Raw genomic sequence first — 26,105 nt, 5'->3', positions numbered from 1 at the left:
ACGAGCGCCCATGTCCACGGATGGTCAGTCGAGACGGTAGGTGTCGTCGCCGGAAGCCCCGCCGACCATGTCGAAAAGGTAAGTACCCCGCGACTCCACCATCGGGAAGGACGCGAACCCGTTCACAATCGTGTACTGGGTGGGCAGCTGTTCGAAGGTTGGGCGCGCCCACTCGATCCCGCCCGTGCCAGCAAGATAGCGCGTGGTGCGCACGCCGCTCCACGCCGGGGGCGTCAGCGTCGCGTAGTTCGCATCCGCCTCTTCACCCCACTTCTTTCCTGGACGAGGCGTGGCGGGAATATACTTCCACGACAACAGGCCGCGATTTTGTGAGTTACCCTGCGGTGGCTGCGCTTCGCCCAGGTCTTCGGCCCAAAGCTTGGCAAATGGGAAGCCGCGCCAGCTCATGCTGGTATGATGGCGCCCGTTGAAGTTGCTGATCTCCGGGATCTCGCAAAACAGCTTATTGTGCCCCAACTCTTCGCGACCGGTCGTGATCGGGTCGGACAGGTTTTCCCACCGAGCCATGAGCAGCGTGCCATGCACGTCACCCTCGGTCTTGGACGCGTAGACTGCCGGAATCTTCACGTCGAACATGTTGTAACCGCCGCCGGCCAGCCACGAGAAGCCGGTCATGTAGATCGCCTCGACTGTGACGACCGGCTCCCCCCACACGGAAAAGCCGTCGGGCAGCACCGCTTCCAATGCCGCCCGGTCGCTGAGGTAACGGGTGCCGATTGTGGTGCGCACCGGCTCCCGCGCGAAGTCCTGGGACACGCCATCGGGTGTCCAACGCGGACACGGGTTCGGACCGAAGAAGATCGGCATGCGATAGAATTTACCGGGCTCGCGCGGGAAGGACATGGTGATCTCCTCAGATCTGCTGGGGCGGTGGTGTGTCGTTGAAGACCGCGCCGGTTCGAAGCTCGAGCTGGTCCGGCAACGTGCTCCGCAGCTCCGGCGAAAAGTCGCCGGAGATGAGGATGAAGGCCATGCGGCAGACCTGGTCCGAGCGGTTTTCCCACGCATGGTCCGTGCCGCGCTGGACAACGATCGTCCCAGGGGTCAGCAGCACCTCGCTGTCGTCGAGGATCAGGTAAATCTCACCGGTTAGCACGATGCCATAGTCGACCGATCGCGTACGATGCATCATCTTGTGCCGGCCGTCTAAACGCGGCGGCAGCTTGTCGATATGATCAGGATAAAAGTCGTTGAAGCGAACCTTGGTGCCGCCCGGTGGAGGCGGAGTGACGAGTGGCCCTTCGGTCGGCTCGGCCTCGGTCGCGGTGATCGTGACAGGAACGGCAGGCGTATTCCAGAGCTCGAAGAAATCGACGCCGGTTCCGCGATTGTGGATGTTCGGCGGTGATCCATCGGACAAGACGATGGAGTTGCCGCTCGCGTCGTGACCGGTCACCACTCGACGTGCAGGTAAAGGCATCGGGATCTCCTAGCGGAACGCGTAGAGGCGGGCGGGATTGTCCGTCAGGATGGCATCGCGGGCTCCGGAGTCGGGAATAGCGTCGGCAAGAAGGTCGACCAGATCGCCATCGTCCGGCATCCATCTCACATTAGGATGCGGCCAGTCCGTGCCCCATAGGATACGATCTGGCGCGGTGCGTACGAGTGCTGCCATGAACGGCACCGCCTGATTTAGTTGGCCCGCCCCTACCAACCGATCGGACGCCGAGATCTTCACCCAGATATTTTTCCGTCCAAGCAAATCGAGCAGCGCGCGAAATCCCGGCTGGTCGAGGCCTTCGTTCGCGTCGATCCGCGCCATGTGGTCGATCACGATGGGGAGACCTAGTTCTGCTATTGCGACAGCCTCGTCCAGCAGGGCGGCGGTGTCGACATGGAGCACCAGGTGCCAGCCAAGCGGTCTGATGCGCTCCACCACGGAACGGATCGCTGTGCGGCTCGGACGCGCCCCGAGATGACCGACATAATTCAAGCGGGCGCCGCGCATGCCGACCTCGTGCAAGCCGCGCAACTCGAGGTCTGACACCGTGTCGTCGATGATCCCGACCGCCGCATACCGCCCGCGGCCGCGCAGCAGCGCATGAATAATCGCGGCGTGATCCGTCCCGTACACCGCCGGTTGAACAAAGACGGCGCGGCTCAGCCCAAGCGTCCCGGCGAGCTGCTGGTACAGCTCCAGCGGCGCCTCCGATGGCTGGTAGCTGCGATCTGCTCGATAGGGGAAGCGATCAGACGGACCGAAGATGTGACAGTGCGCATCGCAGGCGGAGGGTGGCGGCGTAACCCGCCGCGGGGGATGCGCACCGGGATGAGGCGGCGGCAGCGGTTCGAGCTTCACGCTCAACAAGCCAGCACGCCGCCGTCGACCGAAAGGTTTGTCCCGGTCACCCACGTCGATTCATCGGAGGCGAGATAAACCGCCGCGTAGGCGATATCGTCCGGAACCCCGAGACGCTTGATGATCAATCGTTGCATAATCCGCTCGGCGACGGCTCCGCTACTCGTCCCGGCCGAGGCAGTCATCGCGGTCTGCGTCATGCCGGGCGAAATCGTGTTGCAGCGCACGCCGTGGGGACCGCCCTCGATCGCGATCTGCCGGCTCATCGCGAGCACCGCCGCCTTGCCCGCACAATGCGCGATCATCCCGGTGTTCGTCGAACCCCGAAATGCGTTCACGCTTGCATAGTTGATGATCGAACCGCCGCCTTGTTTGATCATCCACGGCCACGCAGCCTTCACCGCGAGGAACACCAAGTCCACTTCACCGACCATGGTGGGCGTCCACTCGTTGTCGTAATCCATCTCGGCCGCCGGAGCCATGTGCGGCGGAATCGCGGCCGCGTTGACAAGAATGTCGATGCGGCCATGCTTTTCGCCGGCGTGATCAATGAAACGACGAACGTCGCTTGGCTTGGTGAGGTCGACCGGATGAACGCTTTCGAGGTCAAGCCCGTTCTCCTGCGCGACCGCAACGGTCGCTTTGGCCGACGCGCTGGAGATGTCGCATCCGATCACGGCTGCGCCTTCGCGCGCGAACATCAAAGCCGTGCCTTTGCCGATCCCGGCACCGACCCCGGTTACCAGCGCGATCTTGCCCTGTAGCCGTCCTGCCATCGCTCGCTCCCTGACCCTTGCCGCTTAGAGATCGGCCATCGTCATGAAGCGGGTTTGCAGATAGGGTTCGATCGCCTCCGATCCGCCCTCGAACCCGTAGCCCGAGTCCTTCATCCCGCCGAACGGCGTCTCGGGATGACCGAGGCCGAAATGGTTGAACGAGATCATCGCGCTCTCGACGTTATCGATGACGCTCCTGGCCGTCTGCGAGGAGGTGGTGAACGCATACGCCGAGAGCCCGTACGGCAGTCGGTTCGCTTCTCCGAAGGCGGCAGCGCGATCATCGAAGCGGTTGATCATGGCGATCGGGCCGAACGGCTCCTCGTTCATCAGGGCAGCGCTGGTCGGAACGTTGGCAAACACCGTCGGCTCGAAGAAGAAGCCCTGATTGCCGATCCGCCTGCCTCCCGTGCGCAGCTCAGCCCCTTTCGCGAGAGCATCGGCGGTCAACCGCTCCATTGCCTCGACCCGGCGGATGTTGGCGAGCGGGCCCGTGGTCGTCGCGGCGTCTAGACCGGGGCCGGGTTTCAGGGCCGCTGCGGCGGCGACGAACGTCTCCACGAACGGCTCGAAGCTGTCGCCCTCTACAAGAAAGCGCGTCGGATTGACGCAGCTCTGACCTGCATTACGGAATTTGTTGCCGGCCAACGCCTTGGCGGCGGCGACCGGATCGGCATCGCGGAAGACGAGCACCGGCGCGTGGCCGCCGAGTTCCATAGTCGTCAGCTTCATGTGCTGACCCGCAAGGCTGGCGAGATGCTTGCCGACCGTGGTCGAGCCGGTGAAGCTGATCTTCCGCACAAGCGGATGCGGCACCAGATATTCCGAGATTTCCGCCGGCGTTCCGTAAACGAGGTTAACCGACCCGGCGGGGGCGCCGGCATCAACGAAGGCGCGGACGAGTTCGGCACACGAGCCCGGCGCTTCCTCCGGTCCCTTCACGATCAGGGAGCAGCCGGCCGCCAACGCGCCAGCCACCTTGCGGACGATCTGGTTGACGGGGAAGTTCCAAGGCGTGAACGCGGCCACAATGCCGACCGGCTCACGCAGCACCAGATTGGTGATGTTGGCGGCCCGCCCCGGGATGACGCGCCCGTAGATGCGCTGCGTCTCGCCTGCCATCCAGTCGCACGCCTCGGCGGCACGCTCGACTTCGCCGCGCGCCTCGCCGATCATCTTGCCCTGCTCGAGCACCATCTGCGTGGCGATGTCCTCGGCGCGCTCGCGCAATAGGCGGGCGGCGCCATTGAGAACCTTGGCACGCTCGAGTGGCGCAACCTTGCGCCACGCCGCGAATCCTTTCTGGGCAGCCGCGAGCGCGCGATCGAGATCGGCAATCGAGGCGTGCGCAACGGTGCCGATCGGCTGCCCCGTCCCTGGGTTGAGCACATCGAGCGTACGACCATCTGCGGCCCCGCCCCACTGCCCGTCGATAAGTAGATCAACACTGCGGTAGGTGGGCAGCGACATCAGCAGGGTCCTCTCGGGTTGACGCTCAACGGCGTCAGCTTCGATCTTTCGATACGAATATTAGCGCATCAGCGAATAGTCAACAGAAGCCGAATTGCCGCCGCGCCGAATTTCGCATATCGCACAATCATCTTTCCGGAGGACGGGTGCTGATGCCGAAGCTCGGGTACAGGCGGAGCGCCGAAGACCTGTGGCCGAGCGCGGCCGCGAACCTCCAGCTTAAGCAGGGCAACAAAGCCCTGCCGCGACAAAGCGCGCGAGAGCTGGCGCTGGAGAACACAGGATGGAGAAGGGCATGACAGCAGGTTTCCTCCGCTGGCCGCTCGCCTTCCCGCCAGACGACGCCGGCGCACGGCAAGCGATCGGCGAATGCTCGGTCGACGGTGCCTTCGAGATGGTGTCGGTATCGGACGCAGCTGAAGCGATCGTCTACTCCCCGGAGGCGCCCCTCACTCCGCTTGCGGGCGCCATGCATTATTCAATGGAGCTCGTGAGCGACTCCGGGCCGGCCGTCGAGCGTGCGGGCATCGTGATGCTAGTCGCCTTCGACGTTCCCCCCAGCCTCACAGGCGAGGTCGACCGGTGGTATGAGGAAGAACATATTGGCCTGTTGATGCGGGCGGACGGCTGGCTGCGAGCGCGTCGTTTTCGGGTGGTTTCGTGCGCGGGCGGACCTCGATGGACGAGCCTCGCCTTTCACGAACTCAGGGACATATCGGTGATGGCATCGCCGGAACGGGCCGTTGCTCGCTCTACTGCTTGGCGCGCAGAACTCGAACGTGGCGCGTGGTTTCGGGCTGCAGGCCGCGGCGTCTTCCGACCGCTAACGGTGCAGCTCTCAGGGAGCAGGATCGTTGACGACCCGCCGGTGCAACTGTGATGGCGATGGAGCCTCTCCCTCCCCTCGTTCCGGCATCGGGGGAGCCTCGCATGCCGGCATCGGATCCGACCGGCTGGACCGAGGACGAGCGGGTCGCTGCGGCCGCGCTCGTCGCAACGCCCAGGGGCGAAGTCCGCGGGCCGTTCGTGGCTCTGCTGCGAAGCCCCCCTTTGCTTGATCGATCCCAGAAGCTGGGCGAGTTCCTGCGCTATCGGTGCAGCGTGCCCGAGCGGCTTCGCGAGTTCGCGATCTGCGTCGTCGCACGCCTCTGGAGCCAAGCTTATGAATGGCACGCGCACGCCAGACTCGCCATGGCTGCCGGCGTCTTACCCGATACGCTTGAAGCGTTGCGCAACGGGTTTCCGCATCCGGCCATGGCCGACGACGAACTGCTGATCTTCCGCTTCTGCGTCACCCTGGACCGGGAACGGCGGATCGACGACCCATTATACGGCGCAGCGCTGGAACTGCTCGGCGAGCGCGGCCTGATCGAACTGATCGGCTTGTGCGGTTATTACGCGATGCTGGCCATGGTGATGAACGTGGCGCGCACCCCCGTGGACGGTCAGCCTTTCGCCATGCCTCAGCCGATATAGGCAACGCCCGGCTCGACTTTCGGCCATTGCACAAACTCGATCAGATTTCCTTCGCCATCGCGGATGTAGCTGGCTGCTCGGCCGTTGGGAAAATCCTTGATCCAGACAACGTCGGCACCACGCTCGGCGAGCCGCTCCACCGTCGCACGGACGTCCGCCACCGAGAAGGCGACATGCTTATTGCCGAGCGTCAAAACGTCGAGATCAGGCTCGCTGCGCTCCACGGGCTTCGGCCGGGCATTGTCGGGAGCGAACAGTTCTACGTGGACGCCTCCGTTGCTCAAAACCGCGATCTCCGCTGGAATGGCCTCCAGCCTGTATCGGCGCTCCACCTTGAAGCCTAGCATGCGATTCCACCAGCTTATGGCGGCATCAAGATCGGCGACGCTAACGCCGACGTGGTGGAACCAGAATTCGTTCATGCTGCTCACTCTCTTCCTAAGCTATTGCCCGCTTCGAGACCTCGGCCCATCTTCAAACGGGTTCGCGAATGACGGCCCCGAGCCGTGCTGAAAGTTCCCGTTGCTGCAGAAACGGCGCTGCCGCCATTTCCAAATCGCCGATCGCGACCGATCCTTCGAGGATCGTCTTGCATCGTTGAAAACGCCGTTCCGTGAAGGCCCGAAACAGCCCCGAAACGTCGTCTGCTTCCGCCACCATGGCGCCGAGAACGACCGCGTCCTCGATCGCGAGCCCCGCGCCATAGCCGACGTGCGGGGTCGTGGCATGCGCTGCGTCGCCCACCAGCAGGACATGTCCACGATGCCACGGCGGCGGAACGAGTACGACCTCGAGTGGGCGATAGTTGATGAGAGACGTCTCATTGAGATCGCGGACGATCTGACGAAAGTGGCCGCCGAAGCGCGACAAGCGCTTCCGCAGGAGCTCAAGCCACTGGTCCTCCGGGATGCGCGGGTTTCCCTCGGCAGTCTCGATCAGGTAAACGTACATCGCCTCCTGACTGATGGGATTGAAGCCTGCCTTGGCTCCCGTTCCGGAATAGATCCAAGTCGCCGTCACCTCCTCGGGACGTGGCACGACGGCACGCCAGCATCCCTGCCCCGTAAAGCTGGGCTTCGGCGCGTCCGGAAACAGCAACCCGCGCGTCTTGGAAAAGAGGCCATCGGCCGCGACCACCCAGCCGAACATCCGGCTTTCTCCGTCTGAGGTCGTGACCCAGATTCCTTCGTCGGTATCTCCAAAGGCTTGCGCTGCCGCCCCGCGGCGAACAGGTATCCTTGCTGCCGTGATCGCCTCGCGCATCACCTCGTGCAGGCGCGGCCTCAGGATGCCGCCCATATTGGGTATTCCTTCGCCGAAGATCGGCTCCGATGGTCCCTCCCCCACGATGTGGCCCTGAACATCACACGCACGCACTGGACCCACCGATCCAAAACCGGCCGCCTTGACCTGCTCGAGAACCCCGAGATCGGCCAAGGCCCGCATCGCTCCTCCGTTCAAGGTCAAGCCAGCTCCCAGTGCGTTCCATTCGGGATCGGCTTCGATCAGCTCTACCGGCTGCCCGGCCCGGGAAAGCGCGAGCGCCGCGGCCATTCCCCCGATGCCACCGCCAATCACGAGAGCCACGCCATCGCTCGGCCGCCTAACTGACTTCATCGTAGAGGCTCGTGCTGCTGGTGCAGAGGTCGTGGCCACGCCGCGCTGTCGCGTGATGGCAGTGCGCTGCTCTCGACGGGGTTCACGCGGACACGGCGACGTGCAACCAAAGTCTGACCCCCTCGACAGCTGCTACTTATTAGCACATAGCATAATTATAAGGCGGCACCAGCGCCATAAAGGTTGGCTCAGCGACGAGCACAAGCTCGCGTCGTCCGCGTGAGAGAGGATTTCAATGTCGCGCAGTGAGTTTTCCCGGCCGGCCGTCCTTGCAGCCATCGGCGCCTGGTTCGGTTTCCTGACGGGACCGAACGTCATGTTGGCTGCAACCAACAGCAATTTTCTGCGCGTCCTACCTGATGCGCTACATACCTCCCGAACCACCATCTCCACCGCCCTCGCAGTGTCGCTGTGGATCAGCGCGATCTTAGTCCCGATCGGCGGGCGATTGGTCGACAGGCTAGGGCTTCGCAGGATCGTACTGCCCGGCATCGTGCTCTTCAGCCTCGTATTCCTGCTGCTAAGCCAGATCACGGCCGGCTGGCACTTCGTAGTGCTCCAGATTCTCATGGCCGTACCAATCTCGATGCACGCCTCGCCGGCTTATGCGAAACTCATTTCGTTGTGGTTCGACCGCAATCGGGGGCTGGTGCTCGGGCTCTGCGTGGCGTTGGGCGCAGGCCTTGGCCAGACGATCATGCCCAAGCTCATCCAGGCTTTGATCGACACTCATGGCTGGCGCGGAGGCTATCTCGGCATCGCCGCGATCGTCCTGGTAGTCGGGTTGCCGTCAGTGGCCCTGCTCGCTCGGACGCCCAAGAACCTCGCTATCGCCTCACAGGCAGAGACGACGGCGGCCGACAGCGTGTCCCAAGCCAGTTTGCGCCTCGAGCGCGTAGGGCTGAGCCGGGCGGAAGCGCTCCACCGTCGGGAATTCTACCAACTTTTCATCGCGATCATGCTGGGGTCGTTCGCCCTGCTCGGCACACTGCAACACGCGATGCCGCTACTGACCGAGCGCGGGCTAAGTGTCGGCACCGCTACGAGCGTGATCAGCACCGCCTTCGCCGGCGTAATCGCTGGCCAGTCAACCTCGGGTTTCTTTGTCGACCGGATCAACTCGCCCCGGGTCGTACTGCCCTATTTCGTTGCCGCGCTACTGGGAGTGACAGCGATCTATACGGCGCGGAGCCCGTCATTCCTGATCCCCGGAGCGCTTCTCATGGGCTTGGGCCTCGGCGGCGAGATCAGCCAGAATGCTTACCTCGTGTCGCGCTACTTCGGGCTGAAGGCATTTGGCGCGATCTATGGGCTGACCTTTGCTGCGAGTGCGATCGGAAGTGGATCAGGCCTTATCGTGCTCGGCTTCGTTCGAGATCATTTCGGCAGTTATATGCCGGGTCGCCTCCTCATGAGCGGCGCAATGCTGGGGTCCGTCCTCTGTATCGCCTTGCTGCCTTCCTTCACGTTCGACAGCCAACGTGCCCAGGCTCGATGATCAGCAAGGGTCGGTCGATGGCAAACGCATCGAGAGTTGAGAATCAAACGTTTTACGGGAGAAAATCGATGAAGGTCCTGCGATGCTGCATTTCCCTGATCGGCACTATCGCCTGCTGGCTGGTTCCCGTTGAGGCACAGACGACGATACCTCCGGACCTGCCTGCAGCGAACGGGACAGCCATCGACGGCGCTAGGTCTCCTGCCGGACAGCAGACCTACTACTTTCTTGTTTTCAGCGATCCGGCTCAAGGACAGGAAGCCGAGTACAACCGGTTCTACGACCAGGAACATGGTCCCGACGTTGCCGCGATCCCCGGCTTCGTTAGCGCTCAGCGCTATATTATGGCAGATCGGCAATTGCGCGCGGTGCCGCTGAAGAAGCCGCGTTATCTCGTAATCTATACGGTCGTCACCGACGATCCGGTCGCTTTGCGCGCAGAGATCGAACGTCGTCTGCGCAGCGGGGAGACGCGGCAGAGCAAAACGCTAACCAACGTGCAGATGTTCACCTATCGCCAGTTTCGCGCGCCTCAAAAAGGGGTGGGTGCCGACAAGGGGGCGGCGGGGGCCGGCGTCCCTGCCGTCTACGAACAGGTCGTTTTCGGCGACGCGACGCCCGGCAACGATGCGGCGTTCAACACGTGGTACGACGACGTGCACGAGCCGAGTATGCTGTCCAACCACGGCTTTGTGGAAGCGGATCGTGCGGTTCTGAGCGAAGTTCAGCTGGCGCCGGCGTCCGGCCGTTCGCGCTACTTGAGCCTGTTCCGTATCGTCACTCCGGATCTTGCAGCGACGCTACGGGGCATCAAGAGCGAGGACCCGCCGGCCGCCTTTGATCGCACCCGCACCTTTGGCTACACCTACCGGGCAATCGGACGTCCGATCTCGGGTGACGAGGAGCGCGCCAGGCGGGCGCTCGGTCGGCACTAGGCCTGAGACGGCGGGACAATGATACCGGCGTCTGTCGCTAACGCGTTCGCGTCAGTGACAGGCGCCGGTATCGGTCGCTGCCGTCAAAGAGCAGGAAATTGATTCAACGGCTTTATCCCGGCCCGGCGCCGTTCCACGCCAGGTATTTCAATTCCAGATATTCATCGATGCCATAGATCGAGCCTTCGCGGCCGAGGCCTGACTGCTTGATCCCTCCGAAAGGAGCAACTTCGTTTGAAATCAAGCCGGTGTTGATGCCGACCATGCCGGCCTCGAGCGCGGCCGACACCCGCCAGATCCGCGCCGCATCGCGTGCGAACAGATAGGCGGCGAGGCCAAATTCGGTGTCGTTGGCGAGCCGGATCGCATCCGCCTCGTCTGTAAACCGGACCAACGGCGCGACCGGGCCGAACGTCTCCTCCCTGCACACCAGCATGCCGGGCATCACTCCGGTCAGCACGGTGGGCTCGAAGAACAGCCCTCCCCGCTCGTGGCGCTTGCCGCCCTGAGTGATAACGGCTCCGTTTGCAATCGCGTCGGCGATGTGCGCCTCCACCTTGCTGATCGCGTCTGCATCGATCAACGGTCCCTGTTGGACGTCTGCCTCAAAGCCGTCGCCGACCCGCAGGGTGGACACCTTGGCCTTCAGAGCGTCGGCAAAGGCGTCGTAGATGCCGTCCTGAACATAAACGCGGTTGGCGCTGATGCAGGCCTGGCCGGTGTTGCGGTACTTGGTGGCGATCAGGCCGGCAACGGCCTCCTCAATATCGGCATCGTCAAACACCAGGAACGGCGCGTTGCCGCCCAGTTCCATCGACAACTTCTTCACCGTCGCCGCGGACTGCGCGATCAGGATCCGGCCTACTTCGGTCGATCCCGTGAAGGTGATCTTGCGCACGAGCGGGTTGCTGGTGAGCTCGGCCCCGACGACACGCGCCTTCCCTGTTACCACGTTCAAAACGCCAGCCGGCACGCCGGCACGCGCGGCGAGATCGGCAAGCGCGAAGGCAGTTAGCGGAGTCTGCTCGGCCGGCTTGACCACCATGGTACAGCCAGCCGCAAGCGCGGGTGCCGCCTTGCGCGTGATCATCGCGGCCGGGAAGTTCCACGGCGTGATCGCCGCGCACACGCCAACCGGCTCCTTCAACGTAACGATCCGGCGTCCGCGTTCAGTCGCCGCCATCACGTCGCCTTTCACGCGCTTCGCTTCCTCAGCGAACCATTCCACGAAAGACGCGGCATAGGCGACCTCGCCCTTGGCCTCGGCAAACGGCTTGCCTTCCTCCATGACGATGAGCCGGGCCAGATCGTCCCCGTTCTCGACAATGAGGTCGAACCAGCGGCGTAGGATGATCGACCGCTCCTTCGCGGGCCGGGCCTTCCACGCTGGCAGGGCGCCGTCCGCCGCTTCGATCGCCGCTCGCACCTGCAACGTGTCGAGCTGCGGTATGTCGCCAAGCGCCGCGCCCGTCGAGGGATTACAAAGCGACCATGCGCCCGCTGCACCAGACGTCACCCACTCGCCGCCGACAAACGCCGCCGTGCGAAAAAGACTGCTATCCTGAAGCTTGGACATGCAAGCGAATTCCTGTGTCTAAGATTGCGTGGCTGCCGCCGGAGTGGCGATCGCGATGGTAGATCTCCGGCGGCTACACCCTTAAATCGTCTGGCGATCAGAACTTGGCCGAGAAGACAGCACCAAACGTGCGCGGAGGATCGAGTACCGCCGAACGTACGTTCGCCGGATCAGTCACCGGCCTGAAGAAGGTGGGCAACGAGGCCTGACCGTTCGAAGTGGCCTCCACCACGGCCTTGTCCGTCACATTGCGGACAAACAGCTGCACGGACCATGCGTCACCCGGCGCGCGATAGGTCAGATCCAGGTCAACTTTCGCGTAGCTGCCGCGGTAGTCTCCCGGCGTCAGCAGTGCCGGATCGATTATGCGCAGCGGCGTCTTACTCTCGAAGTGAGTATGCGCGCCGGCTATCACAGTCGCGCCCGAATCCAGGTGCACCGTATGTTCGTATCCGCCGGTGATCGCCAGATGCGGGAGGTTAATGCGCCTTAAATTGTATTGCGGCGTCAATGCGGTCGTGGTCAGCGTCGCCACAGGCGGTGTCGTGTCGTACTTTCCGCCCGCGTACAGAATATCGGCCGAGAACCTGTCGTTCGGCGTAGCCAGCGCCTGGATGTCCGCTTCTGCTCCATAAATGTTACCGTCGAAGTTCGCCGGGTAACCGGACTGACCAATTAGAATATTGTTCACATAAACCAACTGCACCAAGCTGATCTGCTGGTCCTTGTAATCCCAGTAGAAGCCGGAGATGTTGGCCTGCAGCTTGCCTCCGAAAAACCGGTTCTTCGAGCCTATCTCGTAGGCTGTAAGCTTCTCGGGTTTATAAGTGTTATTGGTGCCGATGGTGAACCCACCAGCGCGGAAGCCCGTCTTTACCGTCGCGTATAGCAGCGAGCCCGGACGTGGATCAAACTCGACGCCCGCCTTGAAGCTCAGGTTGTTCTGGCGGTAGTGGCCACCGTTCTCGAAGGTACAGAAGTTCGTCGGGAAATAGTATATTCCCTGGTACAGCGTCGGGTTTGCAGGTGTGCCGCCAGTATAGCAGGTTCCGCCGGCGGTCTGGAGCGTCGTCACGTCGGTGGCGCTGAGGCCGACTGCCGTGGTGCTGCCGTCCTGAGACTTGGTTTCATGCGTGTATCGCAAACCGCCGGTTAGGCGGAACGAAGGCGTCAAGGAGTAAGTGGCATCGACGAAGCCGGCAATGTTGTTGTCCACCAGGTCCGGCGTGTGATTCAGCTGATATCCGGTGCTCTGAAGCGTGTTCTGAAAAGCGTTTTGATGTTCGTGGAAAAGAAAGCCACCAAGTACCCAATGAAGAGGACCGGATCCATTTGAAGACAGTCGTGCTTCGAGTGAAAGCTGATCCGCCTTTGTGTAGTTCGTGAAAACAAGGCCATTGGAATAAGTTAGATAATCGATCTTGGTGTGGACGTACGACGGCTGAACCGTTAGTGTTCCGATAGGCGTTTTCCAGTTCACCTCCGTTGTCAGTAGATACTGGTCCGCATTGTCGTAGCCGTCGCTCCCGACGAGCGAATAGCGTCCGTAGCCAGTTGGTCCGGTATTGGTGAAGCCCGACGGATTAGAGACCGAATTGACGCCGCCAACGCTGGTCGCCGCATAGGAAGGGCACAGGATCTGGTTGGCGCAGCTGCCCGCCGGGCCGAGGCCGAACCACGGGTTTGACGGATCGATATACCTCTGGCTGCTGCTCAGGTAGTAAGTGAAGGTCGAATACGGACCTTTGGAGCGGTTCCAGAACCCGTCGCCCATGACAAGAATGCTGAGATTCGATGTCGGCTCGTACATCACACTCAGCCGCGCCCCGAAGTTGTTCGCATCGTCATAGCCGTTGGTGAAGTAGCCGTCATGTCGCGTGGTCTGAAAGGCCAAGCGCGCGTTGAGGTTCTCAGCAAGCGGGGTATTGAGAAAGCCTTGAGTGTTTACGGTCGCATAATTGCCCAGGGTCAGCGTGGCCCCACCTGCGAATGTGTCGGTCGGACGTGCCGGTATGACATTGATCGCGCCTACGGTCGCGTTACGGCCGTACAGCGTGCCCTGAGGACCTTTCAAAACTTCCACACGTTGCAGGTCATAGTAAGAACTGCTGGCTGACGTCTGGCGCGCCAGAGGCACGCCGCCGTAGTTGAACGCCATGATCGCGTCGGAATATTGGTTGCCGGCTCCGCTCGCCAGCCCATACAGGCCGACATAGGCATTGGGATTGGAGCTGGTCAGCTTCAGCCCCGGGATGCTGTCTGTCAGCGTGCGGCTATCGACTATGCCCGCCTTCTGAAGATCGGCGCCGCTGATTGCGGTAATGGTGAGCGCGGTTTTCTGAGTGGAAGCGGATCGCCGTTCGGCCGTCACCACGATGTCTTGGATCTGCCCGCCGCTTGCATCGGCTTGGACCGGCGTGCCGGGAGACGCGGCCGTGCTCGTCTGCATGTCCGGCACCTTGTCGATGGACGGAGTCGCCGGCTGCTGTGACTGCGTGGTCGTGGTGGGCTGGGCGATCTGGGCTGCAACCGGCGTGGTGAGAACCGCCCCGAAGCTCAGCATCGTCGTAGACAGCAGAATCCTTGCCCGCTTCATTGCTCACTCTCCTGGTTTGCCGCCTTCATCAGCATTGATGAGCGGCTTTCGTCGATTGTCGGACGCGATCACGTCGACGCCGACATTTCGGCCGTCCGCGTGATCGATTCAGATCATTGCGGATTGCGGCCGACGAAAAAGGCTGTGTCGGGATCGCCCGTGGGCTCGATGCCAGCTGCCTCCTGCCCCTTGCGCAGCAGCATCATGTCACGCTGATATACCCGCCCTGTTGGGTGTCGCAGCGGGCCGCCGTTGTAGCCTTGAAGCCAGGACTGGTACTTCCACATCATGCGATTGATGAGGCCGCCACCGGCATTCGCGACGCCGTAGAAAGCCTTGCGAGCGGGGTCGAGCTTGTAAAAGATCTCGGTCGCCTTGGCGTAGTCCCCGTCTTGCACCAAGCGATGCACTCTAGGCAGCCAAGGGCCGAAGTATGCCGAAAAGTTTGTGCCGCAGAACGGCAGCGGAATTATTTGCGATAGCGCGACATATTCGTGCTCGATGGGCGAGCTGATGACGACTTCCTCGTGAAACGCGCGATGCACCTCAATGGCCGCCATGATGTGCGGGGCGCCGCCTTCCGCCTTGATTGCCACTACGTTGGGACATTCGTCGATCAGCCGCCGCAGCAACGGGATGGGCAGGTCCGATGGGTGAAGCCGCGAAAAGCCCCACGTCGGGATGGGGAAAAGCATCACGGCCATGTTCGTCGCGTCGCACAAGGCCTTGGTGTAGGCGTACACGTCTTCCAACGACTGAGGATAGAAATACGGCGGATAGCCGAGAAGCATGAGCTCCGCGCCCGCGCGCTCGGCGACGCGCGCAGCTTCGATGTTGTCCTCCAGCGTATTGAAAACCGCATGGTGGACGATGAACAGCCGCCCCGCTGCCTGGTCCACCGCAACCTCGCAGAACTGCTGGTATTCCTGCAGCGTGATCGCAACTTCCGAACAGCTCAGGCTGCCGACAAAGCCGTGCTTGATGGATTGCTCCACGTCGTGGCGGACCGCCTTCTCGTTGAGGCGCTTGAAGTCCGACGTCATAGTTGGAATTAGAACGTTGGCGACGCCGTTCAGCCGCTCACGGGCCCAGTCGCGCGCCTCCGATCGGGTAAAGTTGACCATGACCAGTCCTATCTTTTCTGGGGTGTCTTTTTGTTGAACTCGATCGGCAGCCGGGTCGCGGCGTCCGTCGCCAGCGCCCGTTCGAGAATCATCCCGGCGACCACGACATCCTGAAGGCCAGCGCCTACCGACTTGAACATTCGGATCGACGCGACCTCCAGCCTGTCCGCCAGATCGCCCGTCATCAGCGCGCCCATCGAATGGACTTTGGCGGCGACGTCGATGCCGGCGTTGGCCGCCGCGATCATATCGCCGGTTTCGTGGAGCACTTCCTCAGGCGTATCACACACAATCAGATCGCTTCGGTCCACCACGCTGGCGTCGATCTCGCGCTGCTCGGGAACCGTTGAACCGATGGAAACCACCGTGGCACCGGCCTTGAGCCAGTCACCAAACAGGATCGGCTGCTCCCCGCGCGAGCGCGCGGCCGTAAGAACGATATCGGCGCCACGAACGGCACTTTCCGGCGAAGTTGCCGGACGGACCGGGAGCGCAAGTTCCTGAGACATGGAGGCGGCAAATGCCTCCCTCTTGTGATCGGTGGGACTGAACACCGTTACCCCGGAAATCGGGCGCACCGAGGCGAAGGCGCGCAAATGCATGGACGCTTCAAGCCCGCTTCCGAGGATTGCCAGGCTTGCCGGGCCAGCGGGCGCAAGTCGATCCAGCGCCGCCGCCGATGTTGCCGCCGTGCGGAAGCCGGTCACGAGATTGCCGTCGACGAACGCCTTTAAGCGGCTCGTCTCCCGGTCGAACAGGACGATAACGTAATCCGTCCCAGGCGTGCTGCTGGTTCGCGCCATGCCCATGAGCTTCGCGCCGAAGTAACGTGACCCGGCGGGGATGGCCGGCAGAGTACGCAACCAAACGCCGTCCACCTCGGCCACCGTACGCGGCGGCAAGCCACCTGGTCCGCCGGCTTGGCCGTAGGCGTGTTGCAACGCCGAGATGGCGTCGCTCCAACGGAACACCGCCTGAGCAACATCCCCCGACACGAAATATGGATTGCTGTCGTCCGCCACCAAAATCCTCGCCGCAATCTTATTATCACCCTCTGGTGATACCTGGATCGCGCCATGTCAATCCCGGCATTACGCGGGAGGTTATCGTGTGGACCTTGCGCGCATCGCCCCCTAATCTCCTTCGCATGCGCGACCTAGCCGATGATCTGAGCCGCTTCCGTCTATTTATCGGGCGTGAGGCTACGCAGGAGGGAGACAAGCTTCCCCCCGAAAACGAGCTCGCAGAAAAGATGGGGGTGAGCCGAAGCCGAATTCGACGACTCTTGAAAGAAGTCGAACAGGAAGGGCTGATCTGGCGGCACGTCGGTAAGGGCACATTTGTTGGCAGTCGCAGCTTCGTTGACGCGCTGCCCGAACTATCGGAGCGCATAACGCCGTCAGAGGCGTTCGAGGCAAGATTGCTTATCGAGCCGCGGCTGGCCGCCCTAGCCGCGATTAATGCCCTGCCGACCGAAATTGACAAAATGAACAACTGCCTCGCCCAGATGCGGGCAACCGACAATCACGAGGTCTGGGGAGCCCTAGATGCTAGGCTGCATCGTCTCGTCGCGGGAGCGGCAAGAAACACCCTGTTGCTTGTTATATACGATGCGGTCCGGCAGTGCGTGCCGTCCGGGCTGAAGTTTCGCATTAAGGGCCTGTATCAGGGGGGATCGACAACCTCGACGGACGACGAGCACGCTGCCTGGATTGAAGCCATCGCGGACCATGATCCTCCGCGCGCCGAACGCCTCATGCGAGAGCATATCGAGTCCGTCCGCGAGCGACTGTTCGGCGGACAATAGCGCCGGTAAAGTCGCCGCCTCACAGCGTACCGAATGTTGCCTCACTAGAATATCGAATGGCGGCCGCCTGCGCCGCACTCGGACCTAGGCTCAGGACCCATTGATGTGAGCATCGCGATCTGATTCAGGCTCTGCGAGGAGACCGGGATGAGCAACCTGTACTGGCTGACCGAGGAGCAGATGGCGCGTCTGCGGCCGTACTTTCCCAAGAGCCATGGCAAGCCGCGGGTGGATGACCGTCGGGTGCTCAGCGGCATCGTTTTTGTCAATCGCAACGGGCTGCGCTGGTGCGATGCGCCAAAGGACTACGGCCCGCACAAGACGCTCTACAACCGGTGGAAGCGGTGGGGTGAGAAGGGCATCTTCCTCCAGATGATGGAAGGGTTGGCTGCCGCGAGCGCCGAGCCGAAGACCGTCATGATCGACGCTACCTACCTCAAGGCGCACCGTACGGCATCGAGCCTGCGGGTTAAAAAGGGGATCTTGGGCGCCTCATTGGCCGCACCAAAGGGGGCATGAACACGAAGCTGCATGCCGTCAGCGATGCCAACGGCCGCCCCTTGAGCTTCTTCATGACCGCAGGCCAGGTCAGCGACTACACGGGCGCAGCCGCCCTGCTGGACGACCTGCCCAAGGCGCAGTGGCTGCTCGGCGACCGCGGCTACGACGCCGACTGGTTCAGGGACGCCCTTCAGGAGAAGGGCATCAAAGCGTGCATACCGGGACGGAAATCCCGCAGCAAGCCGATCAAATACGACAAGCGCCGGTATCGAGGCCGCAGCCGTATCGAGATCATGTTCGGCCGCCTGAAGGACTGGCGCCGCGTCGCCACCCGCTACGACCGCTGCCCAACCGTCTTCATGGCCGCAGTCTACCTCGCTGCCACCGTCATCTTCTGGCTATGACCAATGAGTCCTGAGCCTAGGCGAGTAACGGGTCGTGAGGCAATCGACCTGAACCGTAGCCTCCGCCATCGCAGACGAGGTGGCGCAGGCAGCAACGAAGTTTAACGGTTGACGTGGGCGACGAGATGTTCTGATCTAATTACGCGCTAAGCGAATTATGGGGAACGCGGTGATCGACAAAGGCTGGGTCAGTGCGGAGGCAGCAGTGGCCGATATCTTCGACGGCGCAGCGGTGATGGTTGGTGGTTTCGGGACTGCGGGAATGCCGGATCAGCTGATCGATGCGCTACTCGCGCGAAAGGCGCGCGATCTCACGGTGATCAACAACAACGCCGGCAACGGCGAGCATGGCGTGGCGGCGCTGATCCGGGAAGGGCGCGTCGCCAAAATAATCTGCTCCTTCCCGCGCCAACCTGATTCGCACCACTTCGACGCCGCCTATCGCGCTGGTCGTATCGACCTGGAGCTTGTACCACAGGGCAACTTGGCTGCGCGCATCCATGCTGCCGGCGCAGGCTTGGGCGCCATCTTCACGCCCACCGGCTACGGCACGCTGCTCGCGCAGGGCAAGGAGACGCGCGAGATCAACGGCAGGCCGTACGTTCTCGAACACCCGATTCACGCTGACTTCGCGCTGATCAAGGCTCAAAAGGGCGATCGTTGGGGCAATCTCGTGTACCGCAAGACGGCCCGCAACTTCGGCCCGATCATGGCCATGGCAGCCAAGACGACGATCGCCCAGGTCGCGGAGATCGTGGCGCTGGGCGAAATTGACCCTGAAACGGTGGTGACGCCCGGCATTTTCGTTCAGCGCGTCGTTGAAGTCGCGCATCCCGTCGCGCTCGCGGCTTGACCAGGAGAGAGTCGGTGAACCGCCTGAACCGCGACCAGATAGCCGCACGGGTCGCCCGCGATATTCCCGAGGGCGCTTATGTCAATCTGGGTATTGGCTTGCCGACCAAAGTTGCCGATTACCTGCCTCCCGACCGCGAAATCTTCTTGCAAAGCGAGAACGGCCTGCTCGGAATGGGTCCCGCTCCCTCGCCCGGCGAGGAGGATTGGGAGTTGATCAACGCCGGCAAGGAGCCCGTGACACTCCTAACCGGCGGCTGCTATTTCCACCACGCCGACAGCTTCGCCATGATGCGCGCCGGCCATATCGACATCTGCGTTCTCGGCGCGTTCCAGGTGTCGATGCACGGCGATCTTGCCAACTGGCACACCGGCGAGCCGGGTGCGATCCCGGCCGTGGGAGGCGCCATGGACCTAGCGATCGGTGCTAAACGCACCTTCGTTATGATGGAACTGCTCACCAAGGGTGGCGAGAGCAAACTCGTGGAGGCCTGCACCTATCCGCTGACCGGGTTGGGCTGCGTGTCGCGCGCCTACACCGATCTCGCGGTGTTCGAGTTCGGGCCGAACGGTGCAAGCGTAATCGAAATGGTCGACGATCTAGGGATTGAGAAGTTGCGCAAGCTGACCGGCGTGCCGCTCGCGCTCGGTCCCGAAGCTCAGGCCACCTAACCTCACTATGTAGAGAGAAGCAATCGTATGACCGAGGCCTTCATCTGCGACGCCGTTCGGACGCCGATCGGGCGCTATGGTGGCATCCTTGCCAAAGTTCGACCCGATGATTTGGGCGGGCTGCCGATGAAGGCCCTCATCAGGCGCAATCCCGGCTTGGATCCCGCATCGATCGACGAAGTTTTCTATGGCTGCGCCAATCAGGCCGGCGAGGATAACCGTAACGTCGCGCGAATGAGCCTGCTGCTCGCCGGTTGACCTGCCCCCGTCGAGTGGACCGTGTTGATTGTTAGTGGATTATGCTCGCCGCCGCCATATTCGGGCGGAGGTGGAGCGAAGCGGAACCGGAGGCCGGATATGGCGGTGAGGCCGTTTCCGGGGCCGGTGGTCGGTAGCCAAGGCTGCTGTGCGGGCGGACGGTGTTGTAATGCCGCCGCCAGGCTTCGATCAGCACCTTCGCCTCGGCGAGGCTGTAGAAGATCTCGCCATTGAGCAGTTCGTCGCGCAGCGACCCGTTGAAGCTCTCATTATAGCCATTCTCCCATGGTGATCCCGGTGCGATGTAGAGCGTCTTCACGCCGATCTGGCCGAGCCATTGCTGCACCGCGTTGGCGATAAATTCGGCGCCATTGTCCGACCGGATATGTGCCGGCGGGCCTCGTGTGATGAACAGGTCCGCCAGTGCGGCAAGCACATCTTCATGTTTGAGCTGACGAGCAACAACCAGCGCCAGGCATTCTCGACTGGCCTCGTCGATGATGGTCAGGATGCGGAACTTGCGGCCATCATGCGTGCGGCCTTCGACAAAATCGTACGCCCATACATGCCCCGGATATTCCGGGCGCAGTCGGATGCACGAGCCGTCGTTCAACCACAGCCGCCCACGTTTCGGTTGCTTTTGCGGCACCTTGAGCCCTTCACGCCGCCAGATCCGCTCGACCCGTTTATGGTTCACCGTCCAGCCCGCATGGCACAGCAATGCCGTCATCCGGCGATAGCCGTAGCGACCATATTGCTTCGCTAGCGCGATGATGTCTTCCGACAACGCCTGTTCGTCATCCGCCCCACGCGGCACCTTGCGCTGCGTCGATCGATGCTGACCCAGCACCCGGCAGATCCGTCGCTCGGACACCGGAAGCTCTCGTCGCACATGATCGATGCAGCGCCGTCGTCGCGCAGGGCTCAGAAGTTTCCCCGGGCTGCCTCCTGCAAGATCAGCTTGTCCAGCGTCAGATCCGAGATCGCCCGGCGCAGCCGCAGATTCTCCTTCTCCAGATCCTTCATCCGCCGCGCCTGGTCGGTCTTCAGCCCACCATATTCCTTGCGCCATCGGTAGTACGTCTGCTCGCTGACAGCGATCCGCCGGCACGCGTCGGCAGTCGATGCCCCCTGTGCCAGCACGATCTCAACTTCACGCAGCTTGCCGATGATCTCTTCCGGCTTGTGCTTCTTGAATGGCATCCGTCGTCCCTTTCGTGGTCCAGACTATCATAGTCTTTGGGCCACTCAGCGGGGGGCAGATCACGGTCTGCCGCACACTGTTCCAGGAGTGACGCTCAACCGGCTCTGTGGTTCGGGTCTCGAGGCGGTAGGCGCGGCGGCACGGGCCATCCGTGCCGACGAAATTGCGCTCGCGCTGTCCGGTGGCGTCGAGAGCATGACCCGCGCGCCCTTTGTGATGGGCAAAGCGGAAGCCTCCTTTGATCGGAGGCAGGAGCTTGAGGATACGACCATGGGCTGGCGCTTCGTCAATCCTGCTTTCGACGCAGCTTATGGCACCGAGACTATGCCACGCACGGGCGAAAACGTGGCCGAACACTATGGGATTAGCCGCGCCGACCAAGACGCCTTCGCGCTGCGCAGTCAGCAGCGTGCGGCTGCGGCCCAGCGAAACGGCTTTTTCGCGGAGGAGATCGTACCGGTCACCGTTCCGGGAACAAGGAAAGGCGAGACCACCGAGGTGTCGGTTGATGAGCACCCGCGGGCCGACACAACTATCGAAGCGTTGGGGGGGCTCAAACCCTTGTTCGGTCCGGGTGGCACCGTCACAGCTGGCAATGCGTCCGGCATCAATGATGGTGCCGCCGCAATGATCGTAGCGAGCGAGGGTGCGGCCAAAGAGCACGGCTTGACGCCGCGCGCGCGGATCCTCGGCCTTGCCTGTGTCGGTGTGGAGCCACGTGTGATGGGTATCGGCCCAGCACCGGCAACACAGAAGCTGATCGCGCGCCTCCGATTACGTATCGAAGACTTCGATGCGATTGAAATTAACGAGGCCTTCGCGAGTCAAGGATTGGCAGTAATGCGTGAGTTGGGGCTTCCGGAGGACGCGCCCTTCGTGAACGCTAATGGCGGTGCGATAGCGCTTGGGCATCCGCTCGGTATGTCGGGTGCCCGCATCGCTATGACGCTGGTCCATCAGCTCGAAAAGGTGCGCGGTAGGCGCGGTCTGGCGACGCTATGCATTGGAGTCGGCATGGGCCTCGCCTTAGCAGTGGAGCGAATCTGAGTGTGCCGTGCAGCGCCTGTTCGCCTCCCGTTGCCTCGCTCGAGGTGACTGCACCTGCCATATGGCGGCCGGCGAAAAGGTGCGCTGCGGCTATCCAGCAGTCCCCTAATGCTGGGCCGGTGGTGGCGCTCGGTTCCGTCGCGAGTGGTCGAAGTCGGGTTGTCCAAAGCCTCGTTGGCTGGTCCTCAAGGGTTCTAAGCCTTCAAGACGCAAGACAGTGATGTTCAGAACTGCAACCCCTGATCGCGAGACTCTCCAAGCTCTTCATAACGTTGTTCTTTTAACCAACGTTGACCCCGAGACGGCCCTTTTGCTCTCCTGTGATCCACGGCCTTAACAAGACGGAAGATCGTGCGCGCGGGGAGTTTTCGCTATTAGCAGCGCCCGAGAGGCGAAATGTGTGCGTACCAAGCGAGATACCTGAGCAACGACGCAAGATCCCGACGACTCGCAATGCGAGCAAAACCGCAGCTACCCGCCCTGACAGGAGCGTTGTTGACAATTCTATCAGACGCTAATATTCGAGTCGTCGATACGACGGACCTGCGCGATGCGCTGGCGCCGGCGCGGTGCTGATTAAGGCCTAACGACAAGGTCGATATCGACTTAAGTCTTTGATAACTGATCTACGCCGCGATTAAGTAGCCTCTGCCGAGAAAGCATCAATCCGCGGCGTTCGTTGGGAATTGGTTGCCAAGAGCGTCCGGCTTCTACTCCGACGAAACTCACGGGCCTTATCTTAGTGCTGCGATCCTATTCCTCGCGTTGAGTAACACGGTATTCGTTTGCGGTTCACCAACACTGCAGGACTACAACTTATTGGTGTTTCGTCGACGCTCCAGAAAACAATAGAAACTAAACAAGGAAAATGGGGGGGGATATGAGAGTCTATCGAGGCTTGCTGACGTCTGCTGGCGTCGCATCGATCGTTGCCGCTGCGCCGCTGTATGCGCAGGTTACATCGCAGTCGGGACAAGCCGAATCGACGGCCGATTCTTCTAAAGGTGGCTTGCAGGACATCGTGGTAACTGCCCAGCGCCGGGCGGAGAACACCCAAAAGGTGCCGATAGCGATAGATACAGTATCTGGCGAAGCGTTAATGAAGCGTAACATCGTCGATCCGACGCAGTTGACGCAGCTCGTGCCCTCGGCTCAGATCGGTCAGTCAGCTGGTGCGTACCCAGTGTTCTTTCTTCGCGGTGGCGGATCCTTCTCCACCAACTCATTCAATGATAGCGCAGTCGTGGTGTCGCTGGACGGCGTGCCGATGGCGCGCCAGTACAACATCAACGGCCAGTTCTTCGATTTGACCAGGGTGGAGGTGCTTGAGGGCCCGCAGGGTACTCTCTATGGCCGCAATGCCACGGGTGGTGCGATAAACCTTATTCCGCAGCGACCGGGACATACTTTCCGATTCGACGGAGTTTTGAGCGTCGGAAACTACGGCGCGGTGATCACGCATGCAGCAGCCGACGTGCCGCTTAACTCGGCGTTAGCGGCTCGACTCTCCTTCCACAGTTCCAACCACAAAGGGTATACTTCGGACGGCTTGAGCGACGACGATACTCAAGCCGGCCGGGTTCAACTCGCATACGACGGCGGCGGCCCAGTGACCGCTTTGCTTAGTGGCGACATTGTACACCAGGGCGGGAAAGGTGCGGGCTTCGTGCTCGTTGACCACGGTTACGAAGCGGATCAGCGCGTTGGTCTCACCGACCCGCGCGCAATACCTGTCTATACGTCATTAGGGCTTGCGCCGATCCCGGCAGGCAGCCTGACGCAGAACAACCGTTACGAGGGCACAAAACTCGAGGTCAATTGGAAATCCGATTTGGGTACCCTGACGGTCTTGCCCGCTTACCGGCACGCGGACGTTTCATTCAAATCGGCCTATGGCGGCGGCGAAAATGATAACGAAACCGATAATCAAGAGTCGGTCGAGGTACGCTTCGCCTCGAATGACCGCGGAGCACTACGCTGGATCGTCGGCGGCTTCTACTTACGCGATCAGGCGAAGGCTTGCCACGTTAATCGACTTCCGCAGCAATTCGGGCGACTTGGAAGTCTCCAATTCGATCACCGACTCGAAAGCGGCCTTTGCTGACCTTACACTGAAGCTTTCGAACAGATTGCGGTTGATCGGCGGAGCGCGCTATACCAGCGAAAGCAAGTCGATTGATGGAACATCGCACGATCCGTTTGCGACCAGCCCGACATACATACGGCTGAACGGTGACACTTAAAGTCGACAAGGTCACTTGGCGAGCGGGGGCTCAATTTGATCTGACTCCGGCCTCGATGCTGTACGGAACCGTCGCGACAAGCTTCCGCTCCGGGGGCTTCTTCTTCACGTCGGACAATCCGTCCTACGGACCGGAGGACGTCATCGCCTATACGCTCGGATCGAAGAATCGGCTGTTCGAAAATAAGGTTCAGCTGAATATAGAACTTTTCGACTGGTCGTTCCAGAAGCAACAGATCGCCTACCTCACGCGGGACAGCCGCGGAGATTACGTCTTTGCAACGGTGAACGCGGGCAAAACGCGGGAGCGCGGCGTCGAGCTAAGTCTGAAATTCCAGGTCGACCAGGCAACACAGCTAGGCGTCGACGTTCAGTATCTCGACGCTCGCTTCCAGGAATTCAAGATTACGCAGGCGGCTCCGCCAACTGCTGGCAGCCTGTGCTCGGGCACCCAGGTTGCCACTGGCTTTATCCTCAACTGCGAAGGAAGGCGACCTACCAACGCGCCCGAATGGGTGGTCGGCCCGACAGTGTCTCATAATTTCCTGATCGGAAACGGCGGCAGTGTAGATGTGGAAGGTGGCGCGCATTACCAATCCTCATCCTTTACGGCTATTCAGCTTGTCCCCAGTGATCTCCAGCCGGCGTACATCACTGGTAACGCTTCGCTGACGTACAACGTACCAGGTAGACGGTTGACCGTGGGCGTGTTCGTCGAGAATGTGGCCGATGTTGCGATCAAGCAATACTCGGCGCACTCGTCCTTTACCGCTGCGGTCTTGGGCCCTCCAAGGACGTTTGGCGTCCGGGCACAGGTGCACCTTTGATGGCAGCCTTGTCCGCAGCGTTTTTATACCGTAGAAAACGGGGGGAGCTGAGCGCTCCCGCCGCCTCTCGTGAACGTATCATTCTGATTTTCAGCAGCGGCCCGGCCATCACCGATAGCCCTTGCGCCCGCTGGCCGTGAAACCGGTGCGTAAGCTCGCGAAGGAGTACAAATATACGCAGCGGCCCGGCCCTCGCCCTATCTCAACGAATGCTCGGTTGCCGGACCAGTGCGATTAATCAAGTCGCATCCTGACGCCGCCATCGATGGGTTAGTCACAGCTCGAACCAACGGCGGTCATCTGCTTGGGAACCTGTACCCGCCGTGCGATGACGTTCGTCCATCAACTTGAAAAGGTAGGCGAGCGTCGCTGATCGCCCCGCGTGGGGCCCCCCGCTCGCCAGGGCGAGGTTGCGACATGGGTCACTTTTCGGTGGATACTTTGCGCCTCCTCCGGTCAGATTTTAACGGGCAAAGCGGTGGTCGGCAGCGAAGTGCCGCAGGAAGGCATCGCGGACGATGCTCTCGGGTTGGACGGGGAGGAAACGCTGGAGGAGGCCGCTTGATGGAACACTGGGGTCAGTATCGATCCCGATTACGGCCCACCGCACGAAGCCACTGCGATGCCTGTTCGGGGTGACGCTCGAGCGACCGGACCTGTCCCGCAAGCTCGTCCTGGCGCCTCGTCCCAGAAAGCTGCCTGCCGTGCTGAGCGTCGAGGAGGTTGGACGGCTGCTTGAGGCGGCCCCAGGCATCAAGTACCGGGCGGCGCTCGGCGTGGCATACGGCGCCGGCCTGCGCGTGTCGGAGGTCGCACACCTCAAGACCGACGATATCGACAGCAAGCGCTTGCTGATCCGCATCGAGGAGGGCAAGGGCCGCAAGGACCGCTACGCCATGCCTG

General features: G+C 61.8%; 23 protein-coding genes and 2 pseudogenes. 13 read left to right on the top strand and 12 right to left on the bottom strand.

What is annotated here, in order from left to right:
- Positions 1 to 24 precede the first annotated feature (24 nt).
- The 5 genes from OXQ95_RS10110 to OXQ95_RS10090 are packed head-to-tail and all read right to left on the bottom strand — an operon-like array spanning position 25 to position 4,566.
- Positions 25 to 864: an acetoacetate decarboxylase family protein gene (locus OXQ95_RS10110; RefSeq protein WP_267381431.1), complete on the bottom strand. Its 840-nt coding sequence runs from the start codon at positions 862 to 864 to the stop codon at positions 25 to 27.
- Between the two features lie 10 nt (positions 865 to 874).
- Positions 875 to 1,441 (bottom strand): cupin domain-containing protein, encoded by a 567-nt coding sequence (locus OXQ95_RS10105; protein WP_267381430.1) that lies wholly within the window; start codon positions 1,439 to 1,441, stop codon positions 875 to 877.
- Between the two features lie 9 nt (positions 1,442 to 1,450).
- Entirely contained in the window at positions 1,451 to 2,320 is an 870-nt protein-coding gene (locus OXQ95_RS10100; RefSeq protein WP_267381429.1) for an amidohydrolase family protein, read from the bottom strand.
- A gap of 2 nt (positions 2,321 to 2,322) precedes the next feature.
- On the bottom strand, positions 2,323 to 3,096 hold the full coding sequence (locus OXQ95_RS10095) for an SDR family oxidoreductase (RefSeq protein WP_267381428.1): 774 nt from the start codon (positions 3,094 to 3,096) through the stop codon (positions 2,323 to 2,325).
- Between the two features lie 24 nt (positions 3,097 to 3,120).
- Positions 3,121 to 4,566 carry an NAD-dependent succinate-semialdehyde dehydrogenase gene (locus tag OXQ95_RS10090; RefSeq protein WP_267381427.1) on the bottom strand — a complete coding sequence of 482 codons (1,446 nt, stop codon included), beginning with the start codon at positions 4,564 to 4,566 and terminating at the stop codon, positions 3,121 to 3,123.
- 295 nt (positions 4,567 to 4,861) lie between these two features.
- On the opposite strand from OXQ95_RS10090, the gene OXQ95_RS10085 reads away from it, so the two are divergent.
- Positions 4,862 to 5,446, top strand: a complete 585-nt coding sequence (locus tag OXQ95_RS10085; RefSeq protein WP_267381426.1) for a hypothetical protein — start codon at positions 4,862 to 4,864, stop codon at positions 5,444 to 5,446.
- A gap of 50 nt (positions 5,447 to 5,496) precedes the next feature.
- The gene (locus OXQ95_RS10080; protein ID WP_267381425.1) at positions 5,497 to 6,042 is read left to right on the top strand and encodes a carboxymuconolactone decarboxylase family protein; all 546 of its coding nucleotides are present in this window, start codon (positions 5,497 to 5,499) and stop codon (positions 6,040 to 6,042) included.
- Here the strand turns inward: OXQ95_RS10080 and OXQ95_RS10075 are convergent.
- Together OXQ95_RS10075 and OXQ95_RS10070 are read right to left on the bottom strand one after the other, a co-directional pair.
- Entirely contained in the window at positions 6,030 to 6,464 is a 435-nt protein-coding gene (locus OXQ95_RS10075; protein WP_267381424.1) for a VOC family protein, read from the bottom strand. The genes OXQ95_RS10080 and OXQ95_RS10075 overlap by 13 nt on opposite strands.
- Positions 6,465 to 6,516: 52 nt before the next feature.
- Positions 6,517 to 7,629 (bottom strand): FAD-dependent monooxygenase, encoded by a 1,113-nt coding sequence (locus OXQ95_RS10070; protein ID WP_267381423.1) that lies wholly within the window; start codon positions 7,627 to 7,629, stop codon positions 6,517 to 6,519.
- 265 nt (positions 7,630 to 7,894) lie between these two features.
- Between OXQ95_RS10070 and OXQ95_RS10065 the strand changes: the two genes are divergently transcribed.
- Both OXQ95_RS10065 and OXQ95_RS10060 read left to right on the top strand, forming a co-directional pair.
- On the top strand, positions 7,895 to 9,157 hold the full coding sequence (locus OXQ95_RS10065; protein ID WP_267381422.1) for an MFS transporter: 1,263 nt from the start codon (positions 7,895 to 7,897) through the stop codon (positions 9,155 to 9,157).
- 68 nt (positions 9,158 to 9,225) lie between these two features.
- Positions 9,226 to 10,092, top strand: a complete 867-nt coding sequence (locus tag OXQ95_RS10060) for a hypothetical protein (RefSeq protein ID WP_267381421.1) — start codon at positions 9,226 to 9,228, stop codon at positions 10,090 to 10,092.
- Positions 10,093 to 10,204: 112 nt separating this feature from the next.
- Here the strand turns inward: OXQ95_RS10060 and OXQ95_RS10055 are convergent, their stop codons facing one another.
- The 4 genes from OXQ95_RS10055 to OXQ95_RS10040 form a co-directional block, all read right to left on the bottom strand.
- Positions 10,205 to 11,668 (bottom strand): NAD-dependent succinate-semialdehyde dehydrogenase, encoded by a 1,464-nt coding sequence (locus tag OXQ95_RS10055; protein ID WP_267381420.1) that lies wholly within the window; start codon positions 11,666 to 11,668, stop codon positions 10,205 to 10,207.
- A 97-nt stretch (positions 11,669 to 11,765) separates the two neighbouring features.
- A complete protein-coding gene (locus OXQ95_RS10050; protein WP_267381419.1) occupies positions 11,766 to 14,264 on the bottom strand; it encodes a TonB-dependent receptor in 2,499 nt (832 codons plus the stop codon).
- Between the two features lie 113 nt (positions 14,265 to 14,377).
- Positions 14,378 to 15,388 (bottom strand): dihydrodipicolinate synthase family protein, encoded by a 1,011-nt coding sequence (locus tag OXQ95_RS10045; protein WP_267381418.1) that lies wholly within the window; start codon positions 15,386 to 15,388, stop codon positions 14,378 to 14,380.
- 8 nt (positions 15,389 to 15,396) lie between these two features.
- The gene (locus OXQ95_RS10040; RefSeq protein WP_267381417.1) at positions 15,397 to 16,410 is read right to left on the bottom strand and encodes an ornithine cyclodeaminase family protein; all 1,014 of its coding nucleotides are present in this window, start codon (positions 16,408 to 16,410) and stop codon (positions 15,397 to 15,399) included.
- 125 nt (positions 16,411 to 16,535) lie between these two features.
- On the opposite strand from OXQ95_RS10040, the gene OXQ95_RS10035 reads away from it, so the two are divergent.
- From OXQ95_RS10035 to OXQ95_RS10015, 5 genes and pseudogenes are all read left to right on the top strand, one after another.
- A complete protein-coding gene (locus tag OXQ95_RS10035; protein WP_267381416.1) occupies positions 16,536 to 17,195 on the top strand; it encodes an FCD domain-containing protein in 660 nt (219 codons plus the stop codon).
- A gap of 147 nt (positions 17,196 to 17,342) precedes the next feature.
- Positions 17,343 to 18,100, top strand: a protein-coding gene (locus OXQ95_RS10030; protein WP_267381415.1) for an IS5 family transposase whose coding sequence is annotated in 2 segments (ribosomal slippage) — positions 17,343 to 17,676 and positions 17,676 to 18,100 — 759 coding nt in all. Because the reading frame shifts where the segments join, the coding sequence is not laid out codon by codon here.
- Positions 18,101 to 18,269: 169 nt separating this feature from the next.
- Positions 18,270 to 18,953 (top strand): 3-oxoacid CoA-transferase subunit A, encoded by a 684-nt coding sequence (locus OXQ95_RS10025; RefSeq protein WP_267381414.1) that lies wholly within the window; start codon positions 18,270 to 18,272, stop codon positions 18,951 to 18,953.
- A 14-nt stretch (positions 18,954 to 18,967) separates the two neighbouring features.
- Entirely contained in the window at positions 18,968 to 19,624 is a 657-nt protein-coding gene (locus OXQ95_RS10020) for a 3-oxoacid CoA-transferase subunit B (RefSeq protein WP_267381413.1), read from the top strand.
- A gap of 27 nt (positions 19,625 to 19,651) precedes the next feature.
- Positions 19,652 to 19,879: pseudogene (locus OXQ95_RS10015) on the top strand (3-oxoadipyl-CoA thiolase); the annotation flags it as partial.
- Positions 19,880 to 19,913: 34 nt separating this feature from the next.
- On the opposite strand, the gene OXQ95_RS10010 reads toward OXQ95_RS10015, so the two are convergent.
- Positions 19,914 to 21,085 (bottom strand): IS3 family transposase gene (locus OXQ95_RS10010; protein ID WP_267381412.1). Its coding sequence is split into 2 segments (ribosomal slippage): positions 19,914 to 20,821 and positions 20,821 to 21,085, totalling 1,173 coding nucleotides; the frame shifts between segments, so codons are not numbered across the junction.
- On the opposite strand from OXQ95_RS10010, the gene OXQ95_RS10005 reads away from it, so the two are divergent.
- The 4 genes and pseudogenes from OXQ95_RS10005 to OXQ95_RS09990 all read left to right on the top strand — a co-directional run.
- Positions 21,051 to 22,133 (top strand): acetyl-CoA C-acyltransferase, encoded by a 1,083-nt coding sequence (locus tag OXQ95_RS10005; RefSeq protein ID WP_267381411.1) that lies wholly within the window; start codon positions 21,051 to 21,053, stop codon positions 22,131 to 22,133. The genes OXQ95_RS10010 and OXQ95_RS10005 overlap by 35 nt on opposite strands.
- An 880-nt stretch (positions 22,134 to 23,013) precedes the next feature.
- Positions 23,014 to 24,237 carry a TonB-dependent receptor gene (locus OXQ95_RS10000; protein WP_267381410.1) on the top strand — a complete coding sequence of 408 codons (1,224 nt, stop codon included), beginning with the start codon at positions 23,014 to 23,016 and terminating at the stop codon, positions 24,235 to 24,237.
- A 128-nt stretch (positions 24,238 to 24,365) separates the two neighbouring features.
- Positions 24,366 to 25,202 carry a TonB-dependent receptor gene (locus tag OXQ95_RS09995; protein ID WP_267381409.1) on the top strand — a complete coding sequence of 279 codons (837 nt, stop codon included), beginning with the start codon at positions 24,366 to 24,368 and terminating at the stop codon, positions 25,200 to 25,202.
- Between the two features lie 617 nt (positions 25,203 to 25,819).
- A pseudogene (locus OXQ95_RS09990) lies at positions 25,820 to 26,101 on the top strand (tyrosine-type recombinase/integrase); the annotation flags it as partial.
- Positions 26,102 to 26,105 lie beyond the last annotated feature (4 nt).

It is taken from the genome of Sphingomonas sp. GC_Shp_6, from assembly GCF_026540835.1.
Lineage (GTDB): Bacteria > Pseudomonadota > Alphaproteobacteria > Sphingomonadales > Sphingomonadaceae > Sphingomonas.
The sequence above is the reverse complement of the archived record's forward strand: the minus strand, read 5'-3'. Positions and strand labels throughout refer to the sequence as shown.

Excerpts from the sequence above, each read along its gene's own strand:
- OXQ95_RS10005 (WP_267381411.1), top strand. The coding sequence starts at position 21,051 with ATGATCTCTTCCGGCTTGTGCTTCTTGAATGGCATCCGTCGTCCCTTT.
- OXQ95_RS10075 (WP_267381424.1), bottom strand. The coding sequence starts at position 6,464 with ATGAACGAATTCTGGTTCCACCACGTCGGCGTTAGCGTCGCCGATCTT.
- OXQ95_RS10000 (WP_267381410.1), top strand. The coding sequence starts at position 23,014 with ATGAGAGTCTATCGAGGCTTGCTGACGTCTGCTGGCGTCGCATCGATC.
- OXQ95_RS10065 (WP_267381422.1), top strand. The coding sequence starts at position 7,895 with ATGTCGCGCAGTGAGTTTTCCCGGCCGGCCGTCCTTGCAGCCATCGGC.
- OXQ95_RS10055 (WP_267381420.1), bottom strand. The coding sequence starts at position 11,668 with ATGTCCAAGCTTCAGGATAGCAGTCTTTTTCGCACGGCGGCGTTTGTC.
- OXQ95_RS10050 (WP_267381419.1), bottom strand. The coding sequence starts at position 14,264 with ATGAAGCGGGCAAGGATTCTGCTGTCTACGACGATGCTGAGCTTCGGG.
- OXQ95_RS10080 (WP_267381425.1), top strand. The coding sequence starts at position 5,497 with ATGCCGGCATCGGATCCGACCGGCTGGACCGAGGACGAGCGGGTCGCT.
- OXQ95_RS10090 (WP_267381427.1), bottom strand. The coding sequence starts at position 4,566 with ATGTCGCTGCCCACCTACCGCAGTGTTGATCTACTTATCGACGGGCAG.
- OXQ95_RS10085 (WP_267381426.1), top strand. The coding sequence starts at position 4,862 with ATGACAGCAGGTTTCCTCCGCTGGCCGCTCGCCTTCCCGCCAGACGAC.
- OXQ95_RS10060 (WP_267381421.1), top strand. The coding sequence starts at position 9,226 with ATGAAGGTCCTGCGATGCTGCATTTCCCTGATCGGCACTATCGCCTGC.
- OXQ95_RS10095 (WP_267381428.1), bottom strand. The coding sequence starts at position 3,096 with ATGGCAGGACGGCTACAGGGCAAGATCGCGCTGGTAACCGGGGTCGGT.
- OXQ95_RS10105 (WP_267381430.1), bottom strand. The coding sequence starts at position 1,441 with ATGCCTTTACCTGCACGTCGAGTGGTGACCGGTCACGACGCGAGCGGC.
- OXQ95_RS10035 (WP_267381416.1), top strand. The coding sequence starts at position 16,536 with ATGCGCGACCTAGCCGATGATCTGAGCCGCTTCCGTCTATTTATCGGG.
- OXQ95_RS10110 (WP_267381431.1), bottom strand. The coding sequence starts at position 864 with ATGTCCTTCCCGCGCGAGCCCGGTAAATTCTATCGCATGCCGATCTTC.
- OXQ95_RS10045 (WP_267381418.1), bottom strand. The coding sequence starts at position 15,388 with ATGGTCAACTTTACCCGATCGGAGGCGCGCGACTGGGCCCGTGAGCGG.